The sequence below is a fragment of the Maribacter litoralis genome (assembly GCF_003075045.1).
GTDB classification, from domain to species: domain Bacteria; phylum Bacteroidota; class Bacteroidia; order Flavobacteriales; family Flavobacteriaceae; genus Maribacter; species Maribacter litoralis.
The window spans coordinates 402,261-421,522 of the sequence record NZ_QCZD01000003.1 but is presented as its reverse complement, the minus strand read 5'-3'; the positions used below and the strand labels follow the sequence as shown (position 1 = coordinate 421,522).

General features: G+C 35.0%; 17 protein-coding genes. 14 read left to right on the top strand and 3 right to left on the bottom strand.

Features of this window, described 5'->3' with window-relative positions; genetic code table 11:
• Positions 1-88 precede the first annotated feature (88 nt).
• Together DCS95_RS13305 and DCS95_RS13300 are read left to right on the top strand one after the other, a co-directional pair.
• On the top strand, positions 89-2,950 hold the full coding sequence (locus tag DCS95_RS13305; RefSeq protein WP_425269160.1) for a TonB-dependent receptor: 2,862 nt from the start codon (positions 89-91) through the stop codon (positions 2,948-2,950).
• Between the two features lie 28 nt (positions 2,951-2,978).
• Positions 2,979-3,992 carry a phytase gene (locus DCS95_RS13300; protein WP_116771275.1) on the top strand — a complete coding sequence of 338 codons (1,014 nt, stop codon included), beginning with the start codon at positions 2,979-2,981 and terminating at the stop codon, positions 3,990-3,992.
• Here DCS95_RS13300 and DCS95_RS13295 read toward each other — a convergent pair.
• A complete protein-coding gene (locus DCS95_RS13295) occupies positions 3,984-4,505 on the bottom strand; it encodes a 5' nucleotidase, NT5C type (RefSeq protein ID WP_116771274.1) in 522 nt (173 codons plus the stop codon). The two genes, DCS95_RS13300 and DCS95_RS13295, sit on opposite strands and share 9 nt — an antisense overlap.
• A 115-nt stretch (positions 4,506-4,620) precedes the next feature.
• Between DCS95_RS13295 and DCS95_RS13290 the strand changes: the two genes are divergently transcribed.
• Both DCS95_RS13290 and DCS95_RS13285 read left to right on the top strand, forming a co-directional pair.
• A complete protein-coding gene (locus DCS95_RS13290; RefSeq protein WP_116771273.1) occupies positions 4,621-4,989 on the top strand; it encodes a CCC motif membrane protein in 369 nt (122 codons plus the stop codon).
• A 125-nt stretch (positions 4,990-5,114) separates the two neighbouring features.
• Positions 5,115-5,699, top strand: coding sequence for a DUF3332 domain-containing protein (locus tag DCS95_RS13285; protein ID WP_116771272.1), 585 nt, complete (start codon positions 5,115-5,117; stop codon positions 5,697-5,699).
• 69 nt (positions 5,700-5,768) lie between these two features.
• Here the strand turns inward: DCS95_RS13285 and ahcY are convergent, their stop codons facing one another.
• Positions 5,769-7,085 carry an adenosylhomocysteinase gene (gene ahcY / locus DCS95_RS13280; RefSeq protein ID WP_116771271.1) on the bottom strand — a complete coding sequence of 439 codons (1,317 nt, stop codon included), beginning with the start codon at positions 7,083-7,085 and terminating at the stop codon, positions 5,769-5,771.
• A gap of 106 nt (positions 7,086-7,191) precedes the next feature.
• Here ahcY and DCS95_RS13275 point away from each other — a divergent pair, with 106 nt between their 5' ends.
• From DCS95_RS13275 to DCS95_RS13230, 9 genes are all read left to right on the top strand, one after another.
• Complete coding sequence (locus DCS95_RS13275; protein WP_116771270.1) at positions 7,192-7,830, top strand: 4'-phosphopantetheinyl transferase family protein; 639 nt, start codon at positions 7,192-7,194, stop codon at positions 7,828-7,830.
• Positions 7,831-7,847: 17 nt separating this feature from the next.
• Entirely contained in the window at positions 7,848-8,108 is a 261-nt protein-coding gene (locus tag DCS95_RS13270; RefSeq protein ID WP_116771269.1) for a thiamine-binding protein, read from the top strand.
• The gene (pnuC, locus tag DCS95_RS13265; protein ID WP_116771268.1) at positions 8,092-8,724 is read left to right on the top strand and encodes a nicotinamide riboside transporter PnuC; all 633 of its coding nucleotides are present in this window, start codon (positions 8,092-8,094) and stop codon (positions 8,722-8,724) included. Before DCS95_RS13270 ends, pnuC begins: the two co-directional genes overlap by 17 nt.
• Positions 8,685-9,248: an AAA family ATPase gene (locus tag DCS95_RS13260; RefSeq protein WP_116771267.1), complete on the top strand. Its 564-nt coding sequence runs from the start codon at positions 8,685-8,687 to the stop codon at positions 9,246-9,248. Before pnuC ends, DCS95_RS13260 begins: the two co-directional genes overlap by 40 nt.
• On the top strand, positions 9,245-10,783 hold the full coding sequence (locus tag DCS95_RS13255) for a DUF4301 family protein (RefSeq protein WP_116771266.1): 1,539 nt from the start codon (positions 9,245-9,247) through the stop codon (positions 10,781-10,783). Before DCS95_RS13260 ends, DCS95_RS13255 begins: the two co-directional genes overlap by 4 nt.
• A 195-nt stretch (positions 10,784-10,978) precedes the next feature.
• The gene (locus DCS95_RS13250) at positions 10,979-11,281 is read left to right on the top strand and encodes a hypothetical protein (RefSeq protein ID WP_116771265.1); all 303 of its coding nucleotides are present in this window, start codon (positions 10,979-10,981) and stop codon (positions 11,279-11,281) included.
• Positions 11,282-11,433: 152 nt separating this feature from the next.
• Positions 11,434-11,736, top strand: a complete 303-nt coding sequence (locus DCS95_RS13245) for a hypothetical protein (protein WP_164674194.1) — start codon at positions 11,434-11,436, stop codon at positions 11,734-11,736.
• Positions 11,737-12,360: 624 nt separating this feature from the next.
• Entirely contained in the window at positions 12,361-12,678 is a 318-nt protein-coding gene (locus DCS95_RS13235; protein ID WP_116771262.1) for a hypothetical protein, read from the top strand.
• Positions 12,679-12,852: 174 nt separating this feature from the next.
• On the top strand, positions 12,853-14,205 hold the full coding sequence (locus DCS95_RS13230) for a sigma-54-dependent transcriptional regulator (protein WP_116771261.1): 1,353 nt from the start codon (positions 12,853-12,855) through the stop codon (positions 14,203-14,205).
• Here DCS95_RS13230 and DCS95_RS13225 read toward each other — a convergent pair.
• Entirely contained in the window at positions 14,180-16,636 is a 2,457-nt protein-coding gene (locus tag DCS95_RS13225) for an ATP-binding response regulator (protein WP_116771260.1), read from the bottom strand. The genes DCS95_RS13230 and DCS95_RS13225 overlap by 26 nt on opposite strands.
• A 395-nt stretch (positions 16,637-17,031) precedes the next feature.
• Between DCS95_RS13225 and DCS95_RS13220 the strand changes: the two genes are divergently transcribed.
• Positions 17,032-19,194 carry a TonB-dependent receptor gene (locus DCS95_RS13220; RefSeq protein WP_116771259.1) on the top strand — a complete coding sequence of 721 codons (2,163 nt, stop codon included), beginning with the start codon at positions 17,032-17,034 and terminating at the stop codon, positions 19,192-19,194.
• Positions 19,195-19,262 lie beyond the last annotated feature (68 nt).

The window sequence follows — 19,262 nt, the reverse complement described above, 5'->3', positions numbered from 1 at the left end:
AATGTTTACGCTTTGTTAGAATGGGCTTAACCTTGTAAACAGCTGGTATACATATTTTTGTCTTAGTTCTAATAAACCTAAAATGAAAATGAAAAACCAACTGAATTTATTTTTTGTAACGCTATTATGTACAGTTTTTAGCTCAATGGCGGTTGCGCAATCTGGAAATATTCAAGGTACAATTTCAGATGAAAATGGACTTTACTTACCTGGGGCAAGTGTAATGATTTCTTCATTGTCTAAAGGTGCAATTTCAAATTTCGATGGCAAATTTACACTGGTAGATATACCAGAAGGCACCTATATGCTAAAGGTTTCTTATTTGGGATATGATGATACCGAAAAAGAGGTTATTGTAAACAATGGTGAAACAACCGATGTCGCCATATTTGTAGCTCCTAAAACCACGGAGCTTGAAGGTGTGGAAGTAACGGCATATGGTTTGGGAGGAACATCTAAAGCTTTAAATACCCAGAAAAACAACATTAATATTACCAATGTGGTTTCAACAGATCAGATTGGTAAATTTCCCGATGCCAATATTGGTGATGCCGTAAAACGTATACCAGGTATTACAATGCAAGTGGATCAAGGTGAAGCTAGAAATATTATTATACGTGGACTTTCTCCTCAATTAAATTCGGTTACCCTTAACGGTAGTAGGGTTCCTTCAGCGGAAGGAGACAATAGAAATGTACAGATGGACCTAATTCCTTCCGATATGATACAAACCATAGAAGTTAGTAAAGCGGTTACTCCAGATATGGACGCCGATGCATTAGGTGGGTCGGTAAATTTAATTACCCGTACGTCACCACAAGGTTTTAGATTGTCCACTACCCTTGGTTCTGGTATTAACCTTATTACAGAAAAGGCTATACTCAATGGTTCTTTTATTATTGGAGACCGAAGTGAGAATGGAAAATTTGGATGGATGGCTTCAGCTTCATTTAATGATAATGATTTTGGGTCGGATAATATAGAAGCGGAATGGACAGATGAATTTGAATATTATACAGGTGTAGATGATGCTGAAGGGGAGCCTATTTTAGAGGAAGTGGACGTTGATCCTTATGCCAATGTGTTTGAACAGAGAAAATACTTGGTGCAAAGGGTGAGAAGAAGTTTTTCGGTAAATATGGATTATAAGTTCAATGCCAATAATACTATGTTTCTTAAAACGATGTACAATTGGCGAGATGATAGGGAAAATAGATTTGCACTCGGACAAGAAATTTTAGACGCTGAAGATATTGAACTTGGCGATTTTACCATAACAGATGGTGTGCCAACAAGGTTTCCGGCAGAAATTGTAAGACAATCTAAGGGAGGTATAGATAATGATCGAAATAAGAATCGAAGGTTGGAAGATCAGCGTATGCAAAATTATAGTTTGGGCGGTAATCACCTTTGGGGATTATTGAAAGTAGATTGGATGGCTTCTTATGCCAAGGCTTCTGAAGAAAGACTAAATGAGCGTTATGCAGAGTTTGAAAGTGAATATATCGTTAATAGCGATGTAACCAATTCAAGATATCCGCGTTTTTACGCTGCAGATCCAACGGATGCTACAGAATTTTCAAATTTCGAATACGGAGAAATTACAGAAGAAAATCAGTATACGGAAGAAGAGGATTTTAACATGTTTGTCAATTTTGAAATTCCTGTTGACTTTTTTGGGTACGAAGACGGAATAATCAAGTTTGGTGCAAGGGGTAGGTTTAAAATAAAATTAAGGGATAATGACTTTTTTGAGTTTGACCTAGAAGACACTTATGAAACCTTGGCAAGTGTGCCTTTAAAAGACTATACTGATCCAGATTTTTATGCAGGCAGCCAATATGCGATAGGTTCTTTTGCCAGCGAAGAATGGTTAGGTGGTTTAGATCTGGAGGATGGCGAATCTGTGCCTGATGAATTTTTGAGAGCTAATTTTAACGTAGAAGAGAATGTTTACGCTGGTTATGCAATGACCAACCAAAAATTATCTGATAAATTGGGACTTTTGGTAGGTTTAAGATTAGAGAATACCAATGTTACCGCTACCGGAAACCAAATAGAAGACGAAGAGAATGTAATAGGTGAAATTACCCAAGAAAGTAATTATACCAATATAATGCCTGGTGTTCATTTAAAATATGATATAAACGATAGAACTATTTTGCGTTTTGCTTGGACCAATACCTTGGCAAGACCAAATTATGAAGATATTGTGCCGTCATTGGACATAGTTTCTGGGGATGAAGAAATATTTGTTGGAAATCCGGAGTTGCAAGCTACCACATCTATGAACTTCGATGTTATGGGTGAGCATTATTTTGAAAGTGTAGGTTTATTGTCTGCAGGTGTATTTTATAAGGATATAGATAAGTTTATATATACTTTTCAGCAAGAGGCTGCTGATGATAGTTTTGGTGCAGGCACAGAAGGTTTTGAGGTATATCAACCATTAAATGGAGACGGAGCCTCTGTAACTGGTTTTGAAATGGCTTTTCAGCGTCAGCTGGACTTTTTACCTGGCTTTGCCAAAAACTTTAGTCTTTACATCAATTACACTTACTTGTCTTCTAGTGCAGATGGTATAAGAAATGAAGACGGTGATGAACGTGAAGATATAGACTTGCCGAATACAGCTCCTAATATGTTCAATGCTTCTTTAGCTTATGCTGATAAGCGATTCTCATCAAGGCTATCGGCTAATTTTTCAGATAGTTATATAGATGAAATTGGAGGCAATGATTTTGAGGATAGATATTATGACACACAATTGTTTGTAGATTTTAATGCATCATATCAAATAAACACAAACCTAAGTCTGTATACTTCAATCAATAATATAACCAATCAGCCATTAAGATATTTTCAAGGTGTTAAGGATAGAACAATGCAAGCGGAGTTTTATGGTCAAAGAATAACTTTTGGCTTAAAATATGATCTATTCAATAAATAGTAGCGCTTTACAATAAAAGAATATCAAGATGAAAAAAGTACCCTTTTTACTAGTGTTACTTGTACTATTTGTATCATGTAATAAAAGTAAATTACCAAAAATAGCACCAGATGTTATTACGGAATTTACCTTAAACGATACAGATGACCCTGCTATTTGGGTAAATCCAAATAATCCAAAAGAGAGTATAGTTTTTGGTACTGATAAGGAAACCAACGGCGCAATTTATGCCTTCGATTTAAATGGTAAAATTATAAAGGAGAAAACGATAAAAGGTATACAGCGTCCTAACAATGTCGATATAGAGTACGGGTTTCGTTTAAATGATTCTACCACCACCGATATTTTGGTGTTTACCGAGCGTGAAAAGCAACAGGTCAGAATGTTTTCGGTACCAGAAATGCAACCTTTGGATCAAGGTGGTTTTTCGGTTTTTGAAGATGAGGATAACCAAAACAATAGACTTCCCATGGGCGTAAGTTTATATAAATCTTCTAAAAATGGGGCCGTTTATGCCATTGTAGGCAGAAAAAGCGGGCCGGCAGACGGTTATTTATATCAATATGAATTAAAGTCAGACAGTACGGGTGTTTCATCAAATTTTATAAGGAAATTTGGTGGCTTTAGTGGTGTTAAGGAAATAGAAGCCATTGCTGTAGATGATGAAATGGGCTACGTTTATTACTCTGATGAAGGCGTTTGTATAAAAAAATATTATGCAGAACCTAGCATGGGAAATAAAGAGATTTCTTGTTTTGGTGGCGACTATTTTGATGAAGATATAGAAGGCATTGCAATCGCCGCTTATGACGATGGGCACGGTTATTTAATTGTTTCAAATCAACAAAAAGGGGAGTTCAATATTTTTGATAGAGAAACCAACCAATTTATTAAAGCCATAAATTTATCTACCACAGAGACCGATGGCTGTGAGGCAGTAACCGTACCCTTGAACGAAACCTTTAAGAGCGGACTTTTCGTAGCCATGAACGACGAAAAGAATTTTTATTTTTTCGATTTGGGTAAATTGGGGTTACAATAATTTCTCCCCAATTTCAAACCAAGTATTTACACGTTCAAAACCGGTGGTGTTTACATTATGTGGAGATGTGAATTGTAGGCTTCTACCATCAAAAGTTTCTAGGTTGAAACTTCTGTCGTCTATGAGAACATCTCCTTTAAGAATGTGCTTATGACCACATAAAATGCGATTTTGCCAAGGTATAAAAGGAAAGTGTTCGTCTAACCATTCACTTTTTTCTTCTAATGAATTTGGAAACTGCATAGCTGCAGATGCTATATATACCTCGTGTTTATCGGCTAATCTTGCAAGAATTTCTTGACTGCCTGCTATTGGTTTCAAATTTCTAAAAAATCCTCTTCTAGTGGCATGTTTTCGAACACTGTCTTGGTGTGCTTCTGGCACCATATGCCATACTTCTGATCCTTTACATGTGTCTGAAGTAAGCTCATCTTTAAATTCTGTATTGTAGATTTCTATATGGGCGCCATAAGTATCGGCTATGACCTCGTCCATATCAACAAATATTATCATTATGCTATATTTTAAGCGAAGTAAGTGAAAATGCCGATAACAGAAAAGAGTTAGCTAAAAAGTATCGGTCATTGGGTATAATCTTTACCAAAATATAAGATTGATTTAAAACTTAATGAATAACTTTAAGAAAACATTTCAATTAAATATCGCTATGGAAAGTAAAAAACTACCGAATTCTGCATTCATTTATGTGTTGTCCGTTCTTAGTTGTATTATCTGTTGTCTTGGCGGGTTTGGTATTATACCCGCAGTTATTTCTTTTTATTTGGCTTCAAAATCTGAAGGGATATATAAAATGAATCCTGAGGCCTACGACAATTATGCAACCGTAAAAAAAGGTAAAATAATTGCAATTGTAGGTATTGTTTTAAATGTTATAGTAATTGGTATTACCATTTGGACGTTAAGCACAATTGGCTGGGATGCATGGTCTGAAGAGTTCGTAAGAAAATGGAACGAAGGTTTGGAGAGGGGCATGTAGGTAGCATAAGTACAATGGGAAATTATTTTCGATTAAAGCGATAGCGTTAAAAATCTGATTTAATCAGAGAACTGTCTTAATTAAAAGTGATTAAATTGTATCTCTAATTCTAAACAATAAATATCATGAAAAAGTCAGTTATCTGTATTGCTATGGCCGGTACGTTGTTATTCTCTAGTTGCTTGGGTTCTTTCAGTGCCTTTAATAATCTTAAAGATTGGAACCAAGGTGTTTCTGATAGTAAGTTTGTAAATAACCTGGTCTTTTGGGGGTTGAACATAATTCCTGTTTACGGTTTGTTCTTTTTAGGAGATGCCGTTATATTCAATGTAATCGAATTTTGGAGCGGTTCTAATCCTATTGCAATGGAAGAAGGAGAGTCGGAGACTCAAATGGTAGAAAGAGACGGTAATACCTTTGAAATGACTGCAACTAAAAATAGAATGCAGGTAACCGTGGTCGATGGTCCCAAAAAAGGAAAGAAAATTGATTTGGTATATAAACCAAGTGAAAAATCTTGGAATGCCATTAGACCTAATGGTGAAATAATAAAACTATCTTCTTTTGAAGAAGGATTTTACATCGTTTACATGCCAAATGGAAAAGAGGTAAAAATAAATCCTTTAGATTCTAAAGAACAAGGTTTGGCTCAGATTAAAGAACAAACAGATTGCTATTATCTAGAAGGTATGTTAGCTGAAAATAACTAAACATATTTAAGCATAAACAAAAAAGGTCTCGATAAAATCGGGACCTTTTTTAATTTATAAAACTTATATTTAGTATCTGTAATAGTCTGGCTTGAAAGGTCCTTCTACGGTAACACCAATATAGTCGGCTTGATCTTTCTTTAGCTCGGTCAATTCTGCACCTAAACGAGACAAGTGAAGTTTTGCAACTTTTTCATCTAAATGCTTAGGTAGCATATACACTTCGTTTTTGTAGTTCTCACTATTTTTCCAAAGTTCAATTTGCGCCAGAGTTTGGTTGGTAAATGAATTACTCATTACAAAACTAGGGTGACCTGTAGCACAACCTAAATTCACCAATCTACCCTCTGCTAAAATAATTATGTCTTTGCCATCAATAGTATATTTATCAACTTGTGGCTTAATTTCATCTTTAGTGCTTCCGTGGTTTTTGTTCAACCAAGCCATATCGATTTCATTGTCAAAGTGACCAATATTACAAACAATGGCTTTGTCTTTAAGCGCTTCAAAATGTTCAGCTCTGATGATATCTTTATTTCCGGTCGTTGTAATTACGATATCGGCGTTTCCTATTACTGTTTCGAGTTTTTTAACTTCAAATCCGTCCATACATGCTTGTAATGCACAAATAGGATCAATTTCGGTAACGGTAACAATAGAACCGGCACCTTTAAAAGAAGCTGCGGTACCTTTACCTACATCTCCGTAACCTGCAACTACAACTCGCTTACCTGCAAGCATAGTATCGGTAGCTCTACGAATAGCATCTACTGCACTCTCTCTACATCCGTATTTGTTATCAAATTTAGATTTGGTTACAGAATCGTTTACGTTAATAGCGGGCATTGGTAAAGTTCCATTTTTTACACGCTCATATAATCGGTGAACACCCGTGGTGGTTTCTTCAGAAAGTCCTTTAACACCAGTGCCCAATTCTGGATACTTGTCCAAAACCATGTTGGTAAGGTCACCACCATCATCTAAAATCATATTCAATGGCTTTCTATCTTCGCCAAAGAATAAAGTTTGTTCTATACACCAGTCAAACTCCTCTTCGTTCATACCTTTCCAAGCATACACAGGTACACCCGCAGCGGCAATAGCTGCAGCAGCTTGATCTTGTGTAGAGAATATATTACATGAACTCCAGGTAACATCGGCACCTAATGCGGTTAAAGTTTCAATTAAAACTGCAGTTTGTATGGTCATGTGAAGGCAACCGGCAATACGAGCACCTTTTAAAGGCTGCTCGTCTTTGTATTCTTCACGTAGCGCCATTAGACCTGGCATTTCTGCTTCTGCCAATTCAATTTCTTTTCTTCCCCAATCTGCAAGGGAAATATCCTTTACCTTATAAGGCACATACGGAATAGTTTTCGTGCTCATATCTTTATTATTTTATACTTTCGTTATTCGATATAACAAAGCTAAGTTTAATTCGTTGAAACCTAAATAGGTTTCGTGCAAAGGTACGAATAACACGAAGAATCCCATGCCGCTTTACAAAACAATAACAGTAAACAAAGAAACCTCTGTAGCAATATGGAAGGTTGAAGAGTCTGAAGAAGATTTGTGGAAAGGAATTGAACTTACCGATCATTGTCAAAATAGATTCAATGGTATGAAATCTGATCTTCACCGAAAGGCTTTTTTGAGTATTAGACATTTGCTGTCTTTGTATAACTATGTAGATGCAGATCTGATTTATGACGAGAATGGCAAACCACATTTAAAGGATGGCAATTTTATATCAATTACACATTCACATAATTTTACGGCGGTAATCATTAGCGCATCGGAAGAAGTAGGTATAGATATTGAAATGCAGCGCGATAAAATACTGCGAATAGCCCATAAGTTTACTCCGTTCGAAGAATATCGTACGCTGGCGAATACGGCAGCAATCATTAGAAAATTGACCATAGTTTGGGGCGCCAAAGAATCTCTATATAAAATTTACGGGCATAGGGGCGTAAGTTTTTTACATCACATCAACGTACAAGATTTTATATTTAACGCAGGACGAACAACGGCGCAAATAATTTTTAACGGGGAATCTTCGGACTACGGAATTAAATTTCTGGAATTCGAAAATTTCACCTGTGTATATGCCACTAAAAATAAGAATTAATATTTAGGCTACATTATATGGATATATCGGTAGAGTTGACGTTTTCGCCACTACAGGACGATTTTGAGCAACACATTATAGATTTTATAAAAAAATTAAGGGCAAGTGGATTAACCATACTTGAAAACCCGTTAAGTACACAGGTTTTTGGTACTTATGATGAAGTAATGGTTGTTCTTAATACTGAAATAAAAGCTGCTTTCGAGCTCATGGATCGCGGGTTGCTGTTCATGAAAATTGTAAAATCTGATCGTAGCGAATATGAGCCCCATTTTTGATTATCTATTTGGGCAATATGCCGATTATAGTACGTTGGATATTACCCTCGAGATTATAGCCGTAATATTTGGCTTGCTATCCGTAATATGTTCTAAGCAAAACAATATTTTGGTTTATCCTACTGGCATGATAAGTACCTCCATTTTTGTATACCTGCTTTTAAAATGGGGGTTGTTGGGAGACATGATGATAAACGCATACTATTTTATAATGAGTTTATATGGCTGGTATATTTGGACAAGAAAGGTTGATGAAGACCATTATACCCCTATCACCAGAACAACGAAAAAAGAGAATGGTATATCGGTGATTATATTTATAAGTACCCTGGTATTTGTATTTACCGTCTACCAGATTTTCGATAAATGGACTAGTTGGACCGCCTATGTTGATACTATAACAACAGCTATATTTTTTGTGGGTATGTGGTTGATGGCCAAGAGAAAAGTAGAAAATTGGATATATTGGATCATTGGAGATCTTATATCTGTACCATTATATTTTTACAAGGGATTTACGTTTACAAGTTTTCAATATCTCATCTTTACAATATTGGCCGTTTACGGTTATAACGCATGGAAGAAAAATACAGACAAGAACCTTCAAATGTCTTAAAAGTTGTTCTTTTTGGACCAGAATCTACGGGCAAGACTACATTGTCAGAACAATTGGCAAGACACTACCATACCGTATGGGTGCCAGAATACGCCAGGGAATATTTACAGGATAAATGGAACAACGAACGTAAAACCTGTGAGCCTCATGATTTATTGCCCATTGCCGAAGGGCAAATGCGCTTAGAGAACGATTTGGCCAAAAAAGCAACTGAAATTCTTATTTGCGATACAGATTTGTTGGAAACCAAAGTATATTCGGAAGCATATTATGTTGGTGATTGTGACCCTGTTTTAGAAAAGTATGCATTGCAGAATACATATGACCTTTATTTATTGACCTATATAGATATTCCGTGGGAAGAAGATGACCTAAGGGATAAGCCCAATGAAAGGGAAGAAATGTTCAATTATTTTAAAGATACTTTAGAAAAATACGGTAAAAATTTTATTACCTTGAAGGGAAACAAAAAGCAACGTTTAAATAAAGCCATTAACCATATAGATAAGTTATTAGATCAATGATAGAACTTACAGAAAAAGACCAAAAACAGCTAGAGAAAAAAGGAATTTCAAAAGAAACGATGCTTGGTCACATCAATACATTTAAAGAAGGCATACCCTTTGTTAATTTAGAGAATGCCGCTGTTATAGGTAACGGTATTCTCAAATTTTCTAAAGAAGAAGAAAAAGAACTCATTACTTTTTACGACTCAAAATTAAAAGATCTTGATATTTTAAAGTTTGTGCCGGCTTCAGGTGCCGCATCTAGAATGTTTAAGGCACTGTTCAATTTTTTAAATGCGTATGATCCAAATAAAGAATCTCTAGAAACTTACTTGGAAAGAACCAATGATAAGGATATAAAGAAGTTTTCTGATGGTTTAGAACGTTTTCCCTTTTATGAAAAGGTAATGGATAGTATAGGTACTTCTTTTGATTCTCAAGGAGAAAAGGTATATAAGTTTATTTCTGAGCTATTAGGGGAGAATGCATTGAATTATGGTTTTTACCCAAAAGGGTTACTACCATTTCATAAATATGGAAATGCTACTGCAACTCCATTTGAAGAGCATTTAAAAGAAGGTGCACTGTATGCTGGATCTAATGGAAAGGCAAAACTCCATTTTACCATATCTGAACAACATGAGGAAATGTTCGGGGAAGAGTTTAAAGCATCTGGACCAAAAGTTTCTGCAGATACAGGAATTACGTATGATGTAGATTACTCTTTTCAAAAGGCATCTACAGATACCTTGGCGGTAGATATGGACAATAAGCCTTTTAGAAATGAAGATGGTTCTGTATTGTTTAGACCGGGCGGTCATGGAGCATTGATTCAGAATTTGAACGAACAGGACGCTGATATTATTTTTATTAAGAATATTGATAATGTTGCCGTAATGAAAGATGCCCAAGCGGTGGCAGATAGCAAAAAAGTATTGGCGGGAGTCTTACTTAAAGAACAGGAAAAAGCATTCGAATATGCGGCTTTATTGGATAAAGGTGGGGTAAATGATGAAACCATTGAAGAAATTAGAAATTTCTTGTCAACGAATTTAAATGTTCGTTTTTCAGATGAATTCGATACAGCATCAAATCCGGATAAGGTAAATATATTAAAGGATAAGATAAATAGACCAATTCGTATTTGTGGAATGGTAAAAAATGAAGGTGAACCTGGTGGTGGTCCGTTTTGGGTAACCAATAGTACCGGTGAAATTTCCTTGCAGATTATAGAATCTGCCCAAATAGATATGGATAACCCCGCACAAGCCGATATTTTAAAGAACGCTACCCATTTTAACCCGGTGGATTTGGTTTGTGCCGTTCGTAATTATAAAGGTGAAAAATATGACCTTCTTAAGTTCGTTGATGAAAAGCAAGGATTTATCACCGGTAAAACAAAAGACGGTAAAGAATTAAAGGCACTTGAGCTTCCCGGATTGTGGAATGGTGCAATGGCATTTTGGAATACCATATTTGTTGAGGTTCCTTTAGTAACCTTTAATCCCGTTAAAAGTGTGGTAGATCTTTTAAAAGAGTCTCACCAGGCATAGTACTAATAAGCCTTAAACGATAAAAAAGTGTGTAGATTCTACACACTTTTTTTGTTTACGCACATTTTTACTCACCTATACAAATAAAAGAACAGGTGTAAAACACTTAAAATCAATTATTTATAATTTAAATTAGAGTTGGCATCATTTTTCTAATAGACATATCAAGAATGTTTAATTAAAAAACGTAGAAAGATGAAAAAATTAGTATTTGCCACAGCTTTAGCCTTAGGTAGTTTAACAATAGGTACTGCCGCTACACCAATTATATTTCACGATGGTATTATGGAAGATGTCTTTATTCAAGATTATACCGAGATAAGTACATCAGATTTACCAACGCCGATCGTAAATGCCCTAGCATCAGATTATCAAGGGGCGATGTTGAATAAGGCTTATGTAGATGATGAAAATAACTATAAATTAGAAATTACTTCTCAAGATGGTTCTTCTGTAGTGCTTTATGCAGATGCAGAGGGTAACTGGTTAGAAATGTAGTATTTATAAGTTTGAGTTAGTTGTTTGTGAAAAGCTGCCTAGGCAGCTTTTTTCAATTTAGTGCTTGTTAATTATGGGAATGGAAAATCCATATGTCAGATTCTTCCGTAAATAATTATAGAAGCAAAGTTATTAACGATTAAAAAATTAGCATGAGGAAATACGCATTATTAGTATTCTTGACTTTAGGAATAACATTGAACAGTACAGCAATGACTGGTTCTAATTTTATAGAAAAAGAAGTTGCTATCATTACAGATGAATACGTAAAAATAAAATCGAGTGAGTTGACTCCACCGGTTATTGAAGAAATATTAAAGCAATACCCAACTTCTAAATTAGGAGGGGCTTATAAAAATGATAGAGGTGAATTTAAATTGATCATGGTGCTAAAAAGTGGTACTAGAAGAACCGTTTATATAGATCAGTACGGTAATTGGATCAATAAAAAATAACTTGAAATAAGTTGTAGAAATAAAAAAAAACTGCAAAAAGCGGTTTTTTTTTATTTAAAATGTGACCTATCAAAAAATGTTGTGTCTAAATAAGTGAAGCAAATTATGAAACAATGGTCACATTAGTATTTATTTTGATTTTAAGCACCGTTTTTATTTTCTCATTAGGGATGATATCTAAACTATGTTTTGAAAGATAAATAAGAATAATATCACTTTCGCGTAAACACTAACCGTTAACTATGAAAGTGCCACCAAATAATTGTATTTGAAATAATCCCCCGGATTAGCATTGCCAATATTAGTTGTTGTTGTTGAATTGATTGAGGTGTTGATTAAAAATTTTAAAACAAGAGTTTGATAGGTGGTTTGAGGGGGGCTGCGATTTTGCAGCTCCTTTTTTTTTGTCTTCAATAAGTTCATAGGTCATATGATTATGTGACATTTTATTGTGTAAAAATTATACAGCAGATAGCATTGGGCACAGTTTTACCCAATCATTATTGTTATATAAAAAATATAAGCACTTCATTATCAGTTACTTGATGCATTGTAGATATAGTGGCATTCTTTTTTCATAGTTAATAGTATTGAAATGTATTATTAACTAAAAATATTAGAAAGATGAAGACTTTATTTTTATTAGGAGCAATGACAATAGGTGGTTTTGCAATGAATGCACAAGATGCATTATTAGCTGAAAACGGAATTCAACATAATCAAGTAAATGAAATGTTGGTAGTAGCAGATGACTTTAAAGAGATATCTGTATCAGAAGTTCCACAAGCAGTATCAGATGCGGTAGCGAAGAATTTTCCAACCGCAAGTTTAGATAAGGCATACACGAACGAAGAAAAACAATATAAGTTGGTCTTATCTCTAGAAGATGGTACACAAGGTACTGTTTATGCAGATGAAGATGGTAACTGGATAGATATGTAATTATAGAGAAACTTGTTTGTTCAAGTTGGTTTGGTCAGGAAAGGGTAGCTAAGTGCTATTCTTTCCTTTTTTTTTGCTCAATCGAAACGATCAAAGAAGCTTTATGATAATTTTAAAAAACAAATAGTCGGCTTATGGTATTTTTACGTAGATACATAGAATACCAAACTAACTATGCCCAGAATTTTAATTTTAGAAGACGATACATCTTTTGCCCAAATGCTTAAAAAGTTTTTGGAAAGAAAGAATTTTGAAGTCGTACTGTGTCAGACTGGGGTAGATGGCGAAAAGCAACTTAAAGAACAAGAATTTCAATTGGTTATAACCGATTTGCGCTTACCGGACTATGACGGAATAAAGTTGGTTTCTCATTTAAAAGGTAGTATTCCGGTAATAGTAATGACGGGCTATGCCGAAGTGTCTACAGCGGTCAAAGCAATGAAAATGGGTGCTTATGATTACTTATCAAAACCATTTACGCCTGATCAAATGTTAGCGGTTATAGACGGGGCATTACAGGCTAAGCCAATTATCCCAAAAGAAACAGAGGTTACTAGTAAATCAAAAACTACAGTTGATAAATCTAATAGTAACTCTGGGTCAAATGAATTGATTCTGGTAAGTGAAGCTACCAAAAAATTAGATGAGCATATTTGTTTGGTGGCACCAACAGATATGTCCGTTTTAATTATTGGAGAAAGTGGTACCGGTAAAGAGGTTACCGCAAAAACCATTCATAAAAAAAGTAATAGACGAGACAAGCCTTTTATAGCTTTAGACTGTGGGGCAATACCGAAAGAATTGGCTGCAAGTGAATTTTTTGGCCATTTAAAAGGAAGTTTTACCGGGGCCATAGCAGATAAGGTTGGAAGTTTTGAAGCGGCAAACGGCGGAACCTTATTTTTAGATGAGGTAGGTAATCTATCTTATGAAAATCAAATTCAATTACTAAGAGCTTTACAAGAACGTAAGATTAAAAGAATAGGCAGCAATACCGAAATACAAGTAGATGTCAGAATTTTGTCTGCCACCAACGAAGATTTAAAAGCTGCTGTGGAAAAAGGTGCATTTCGAGAGGATCTTTATCATAGGTTAAATGAGTTTTCGCTTCAGATACCTGCATTAAAAGACAGGCATGGAGACCTTACTGTTTTGGCATCTCATTTTTTAGAAAAGTTCAACCAAAAACTGAATAAACATATTGATGACTTTTCAGATGAAGTTTGGGATGTTTTTAATGTATATCACTGGCCGGGTAATATTAGGGAATTACAAAATGTCATTCAACGTGCCGTGTTATTGACCACAACTAATGAAATAGGGGTTAATACATTGCCAGTAGAATTAATGAGCCCCAAAACAGAAACTGCTGATTTAGGGAATATATCAAAAGCGGATTTTGAAAAAGAGCAAATAGTAAATGCTCTAAAACGTACCAATTACAATAAATCAAAAGCGGCTAAATTACTACAGGTAACAAGAAAAACGCTGTACAATAGAATTAACTATTATGATTTAGACTTGTAGGTAAGTCTTTTGAGAGGGAATTGACTAAGTCTTTTGCGATAGCATCAAATTCCTGATATTTTCTTTTTAATTGAATACTAGTAAGTTCATCTTTCTTCAATACTTCAAAAGTTTCTAAAATAGGAATAGCATTCTGAGCTTCTAGTTGTCGAAACATGGGCAACATTCTATGCGCTGTTTTATTTAAAAGTTCAATGTCGTATTTATCTATAGCGGTTTGAAGTTGACTAAGATTTTCTGCAGTGTCTTTTTTGAAAATTAAGAGCACTTCATCAATAGCATTTTGATCATCGCCCAAATATTGTTTCAAGGTAGATAAGCTATATGGTTTATCGGTGTCACTGTTCTTTTCTTCTGTAGTTTGTTTAACCGTAGAATCAAAATTGATATTTATAATTTCATTCAATTTTTGAAGTAATTCGGTTTTTGAAAACGGTTTTAAAATGAGTCCGGAGAATCCTTTTTCAGTAAAATGTTCCAATGAAAAATCTCGTCTTCCGGTCATTGCCAAAATTGGTTGGTTGCTGTAGTATTTGTTTGATCCAGAATTTAAGAACTCTACTATTTCATAACCTGTAATTGTAGGCATTTCAATATCGGTCAACACTACATCGAAATCAGAATCAGCTTTAAAATCATTAAAATCTGTAAATAGCTGCACTTCAATTCCGGCAGATTTCAGCATTTTTCCAATAAGTTTCAGAAAAGAAGAATCGTCGTCAAAAACAATAATTTTTAAAGTATTGGTCTGCAAAGAAATTTTTGGTGTATCAGTAATTTCTTCACCAATTTCTACTGGTATTTCAAGGGTAAACGTACTTCCTTCATTGATATCGCTTTCGAGAATAATTGTACCTCCTAATAATTCGGTTAATTTTTTTGTGATGGTAAGCCCTAATCCGTATCCTCCATATTTTTTATCGGTATCATTTTCTGCCTGGGTAAATTCCTTAAAAATCAGTTTTTGTTTCTCTTTAGATATGCCTATTCCGGTATCAGTTATTCGTAAAATGAGATTTTTCGACTTTTTATGATCTACAATTGCTCCGGTAACGGTAATAGACCCTTTATCTGTAAATTTATAGGCGTTTCCTAATAGATTGAATATAATTTGACGTAAGCGAAAGCCATCGGAAATTATAGGTTGTTCTAAAGAATCATCTAGGTTGAGAACCAAATCAATAGGCTTGTTCTGGTGTTGTGCAGCTATGCTTTGGGCACTTTCCGTAATCAATTTATCAACTTTAAAAGTAGTGTTCTTGGTAACCATTTTTCCAGCTTCCAATTGAGAAAAATCTAATAAATCGTTCACTAGATTGTTTACATAAGTAGTAGCGGATTTTATTTGGTTGATGTACTCTTTGTTTTCTTTTTTGTCGTTGCTTTCCTCAATGATATTAGTGTAGCCGCTAATGGTGTTTAGGGGGGTTCGCAGATCGTGACTAACCGTTGCGATCAATTGTTCTCTGCTTTTTAACAATGATTCTGAGTATGCCTTTTCTTTTTCCAGTTTCTCTCTGTACAAGTTTGCTTTCCAAAAATCTTTATTTAAGATAAATGTAAAAATACCAACTACCAGAAAGCCGAGTATGGCGGCAATAACGGCTAAACGAATACTTCTTTTAAGCAGGTTTTCTTTTTTTATAGAGTTGGCAATGCTATTGGTAATGATTTCTTGCTCAAATGAAGAGAGTATGGTGCGTAATTGCTGAGAAAGTTCAAGGTCGGTTTTGTTGATATTGGTTTCACGGGCAGCCAATGTATTTTCGTTTATGGCATTTTCTTGTTTAACATCTTTTAAAATATTTTTAGAGACTTGAAGTACACTATCCATAGTCTGAGCATTGTTTTGTGAATTTGCATCAGATGGTACATTGGCATTAAGATAATCGGCCACCTTTTTAATAGTACTTTGTGCTTTTGGCGAAAGCTCTTCTAAATTGGGAGCTAAGCCTTCAGGTTTTATAATTCCTAAAGATTCTTCTAGCTTGTCAAATTCTTCAAGAGCAGAATTTATAGCTGTTCCTGTTTGATCTTTAAGCCTAATGGACCGCAGGGCGTTAATATTGGTTACTTTTCTATTTAAAAGGGCACCAAGACTATCTAATAGACCGTGTTGGTAATCACTGTCGGTAAGGTTCTTTATTTCTTCAATATTGGTACGTATAGAATCTATTTTATTTTCATAGGCGGTAAAATTGATTTTGCTTTTGGTTTGTAAAGCAAGTTTAGACAAGCTTTCGGCTTCGTAGAGTTGAGCAAGAAAAGAATTGGTTTTAAGTAATTTATTGTCTTTTTCGGTCGTGTTCTCGGTAGCTATATATTCCTGGACCTCGGTATAAATGTAGTAAGATGCAATAATGCCCAATATGACCAAAAGTAAATAGCTAATGGTAATTTTAAGAGTGAATTTATTTTTTCTGGAGTCCATGTATTGTTTCTAATTATAAAGAAAAGGTAGAGAAAGTTCTTTATCTAAATACGATAAAACCATGGAAATAAGTTCTAAAATGATGTTAATTAAACAAGTTGTTATTTTTTTAAATTAATTTATGAGAGTTTAAATTACTGCATTACATTTGCGGCATCTCAAAGGGGTGCCGAATTCTAGAACTATTTTAGAATAAAGCTGAGATTATACCCAAAGAACCTGGGCGGGTAATGCTGCCAAGGGACCGAGCGTTAAAAAAATGTCCGGTGGACATTTTTAGCGAGGGGCCAGCCTGTGTTATGGCTGACTTCATTTTGGAAAACAAAGTCTTTAAATAGGCAAAAATCAATTTTAACTTAGAATAATAGCCCCTTTTATTCGTAATTATTTTACGAATGAAACTTACTATTTTCACAATTGCGGCGCTTTTCGCGTTTAATTTGGGTGTCAGTGCCCAAGAACAAGTAACCGATTCTTTAGAGGGTCAAAAAGTAGTCTTAGACGAGGTGTTCGTCTCTGCGATTAGGGTAACCAACCAATCACCCGTAACTTTTACAAACCTTACGAAAGAGGAAATTAAACCAAGAAATCTTGGTCAGGATATTCCTGTGCTCATGAATTTTTTACCATCTGTAGTTACTACTTCAGATGCAGGTGCCGGTGTAGGTTATACCGGTATAAGGGTAAGGGGTAGTGATGCTACCCGTGTAAACGTAACCATTAATGGTATACCGTATAATGATGCCGAATCTCAAGGTACGTTTTGGGTGAACATGCCAGATTTTGCTTCATCTACAGAGAGTTTACAGCTGCAGCGTGGTGTAGGTACATCTACCAATGGCGCAGGTGCATTTGGTGCTAGCTTAAATTTGTTGACAGATGGTTTTTCACAAGATGCATATGGTCAAATATCCACTTCTATTGGTAGCTACAATACGTTGAGAAATAATTTAAAGTTCAGTACGGGACTTTTAAATGATCATGTTGAAATCTCTGGTAGATTATCACAGATAAATTCAGATGGATATATAGATAGGGCCAGAACAGATTTGGAATCCTATTTTTTACAAGCCGCTTATAAGGATGATAATACATTGGTTAAAGCATTGATTTTTGGAGGTCATGAAATTACTTACCAAGCTTGGTATGGTATAGATGGTGAAACGTTGGAATCTGATAGAACTTTTAATCCTTCAGGAATTTATACAGATATAAATGGTAATACGCAATTCTATGATAATGAAGTGGATAATTACAAGCAAGATCATGCACAATTGCTGTGGAACGAACAGATTTCTGAGTTCTGGAGTACTAATATCGCTTTACACTATACCAGAGGAAGGGGTTACTTCGAGCAGTACAAAGAAGACGATGATTTTTCTACTTATGGTTTTGAGCCGATTACTGTTGATGGTGAAGAGGTAAATACTACCGATGTCATTAGAAGACGTTGGTTAGACAATGATTTCTACGGAACGGTCTTTTCGGCAAATTATAAAAAAAACAAGCTTGACCTAATTATGGGCGGAGGTTTCAATACATATGAAGGCGATCATTTTGGTGAAGTTATTTGGGCTAGATATGCAAGTAACAGTAATTATAGAGATCGTTACTATGACGATAGTTCTTCTAAAACAGATTTTAATCTGTATACAAAGGCAAATTATCAATTAACAGATCAGTGGTCATTATATGGAGATGTACAGTATAGAACTGTTGGTTACAAAGCGAACGGAGAAGATACAGGTCTTGTTGATGATACATTCAATTTTTTCAATCCAAAGGCAGGGGTAACTTTTGATTTAAACGCCAACAATAATTTCTATTTGTCATATGCGGTTGCCCATAGAGAACCTAATAGAAATGATTATGAAGGTGGAAATCCAAAACCTGAAAAGTTGAATGATTTTGAGTTGGGATGGAGGTACGTGTCTCCTTCCGTTCAGGTAAACACCAATGTATATTACATGAACTATAAAGATCAGTTAGTATTAACGGGTGGTTTAAATGATGTTGGCGCACCATTAAGAGAAAATGTTGGTGATAGTTATAGGTTTGGATTAGAGGTCGATGCAAATATTAGATTAGGAGATAAATTCAATCTGCGACCAAACATAGCCATAAGCGATAATAAGAATAAAGACTTTTTTATTGATAGAGATGACGAGCTACAAGGTTTAGGAGATACAAATATTGCATTTTCACCTGGGTTCGTGGCAGGGAATATTCTTAGTTATATGCCATGTGAAGCATTGAACCTTTCTTTGTATTCAAAATTTGTTGGAGAGCAGTATTTAAGTAATACCGATACTGAAGCCTCTAAGTTGGATTCTTATTTTACCAATGACTTTAACGTCACCTATGAAATAAAGATGAACGCTTTTGTAAAGTCTATCGTTGTGTCTGGGTTGGTTAATAACGTCTTTAATGAGAAATATGTTTCTAACGGGTATACGTATGTTGACAGTTGGTCTACACCAGGTAACTCTTTTGAGGTACAAGGGTATTACCCGCAAGCGGGCACTAACTTTTTGATAGGTGCAACAGTTAATTTTTAATTGTCGAAATAAGAATACAAAGTTGTCTTAAAAATTTATTGATAATGTAGGGCGTATAGCTTAATAAT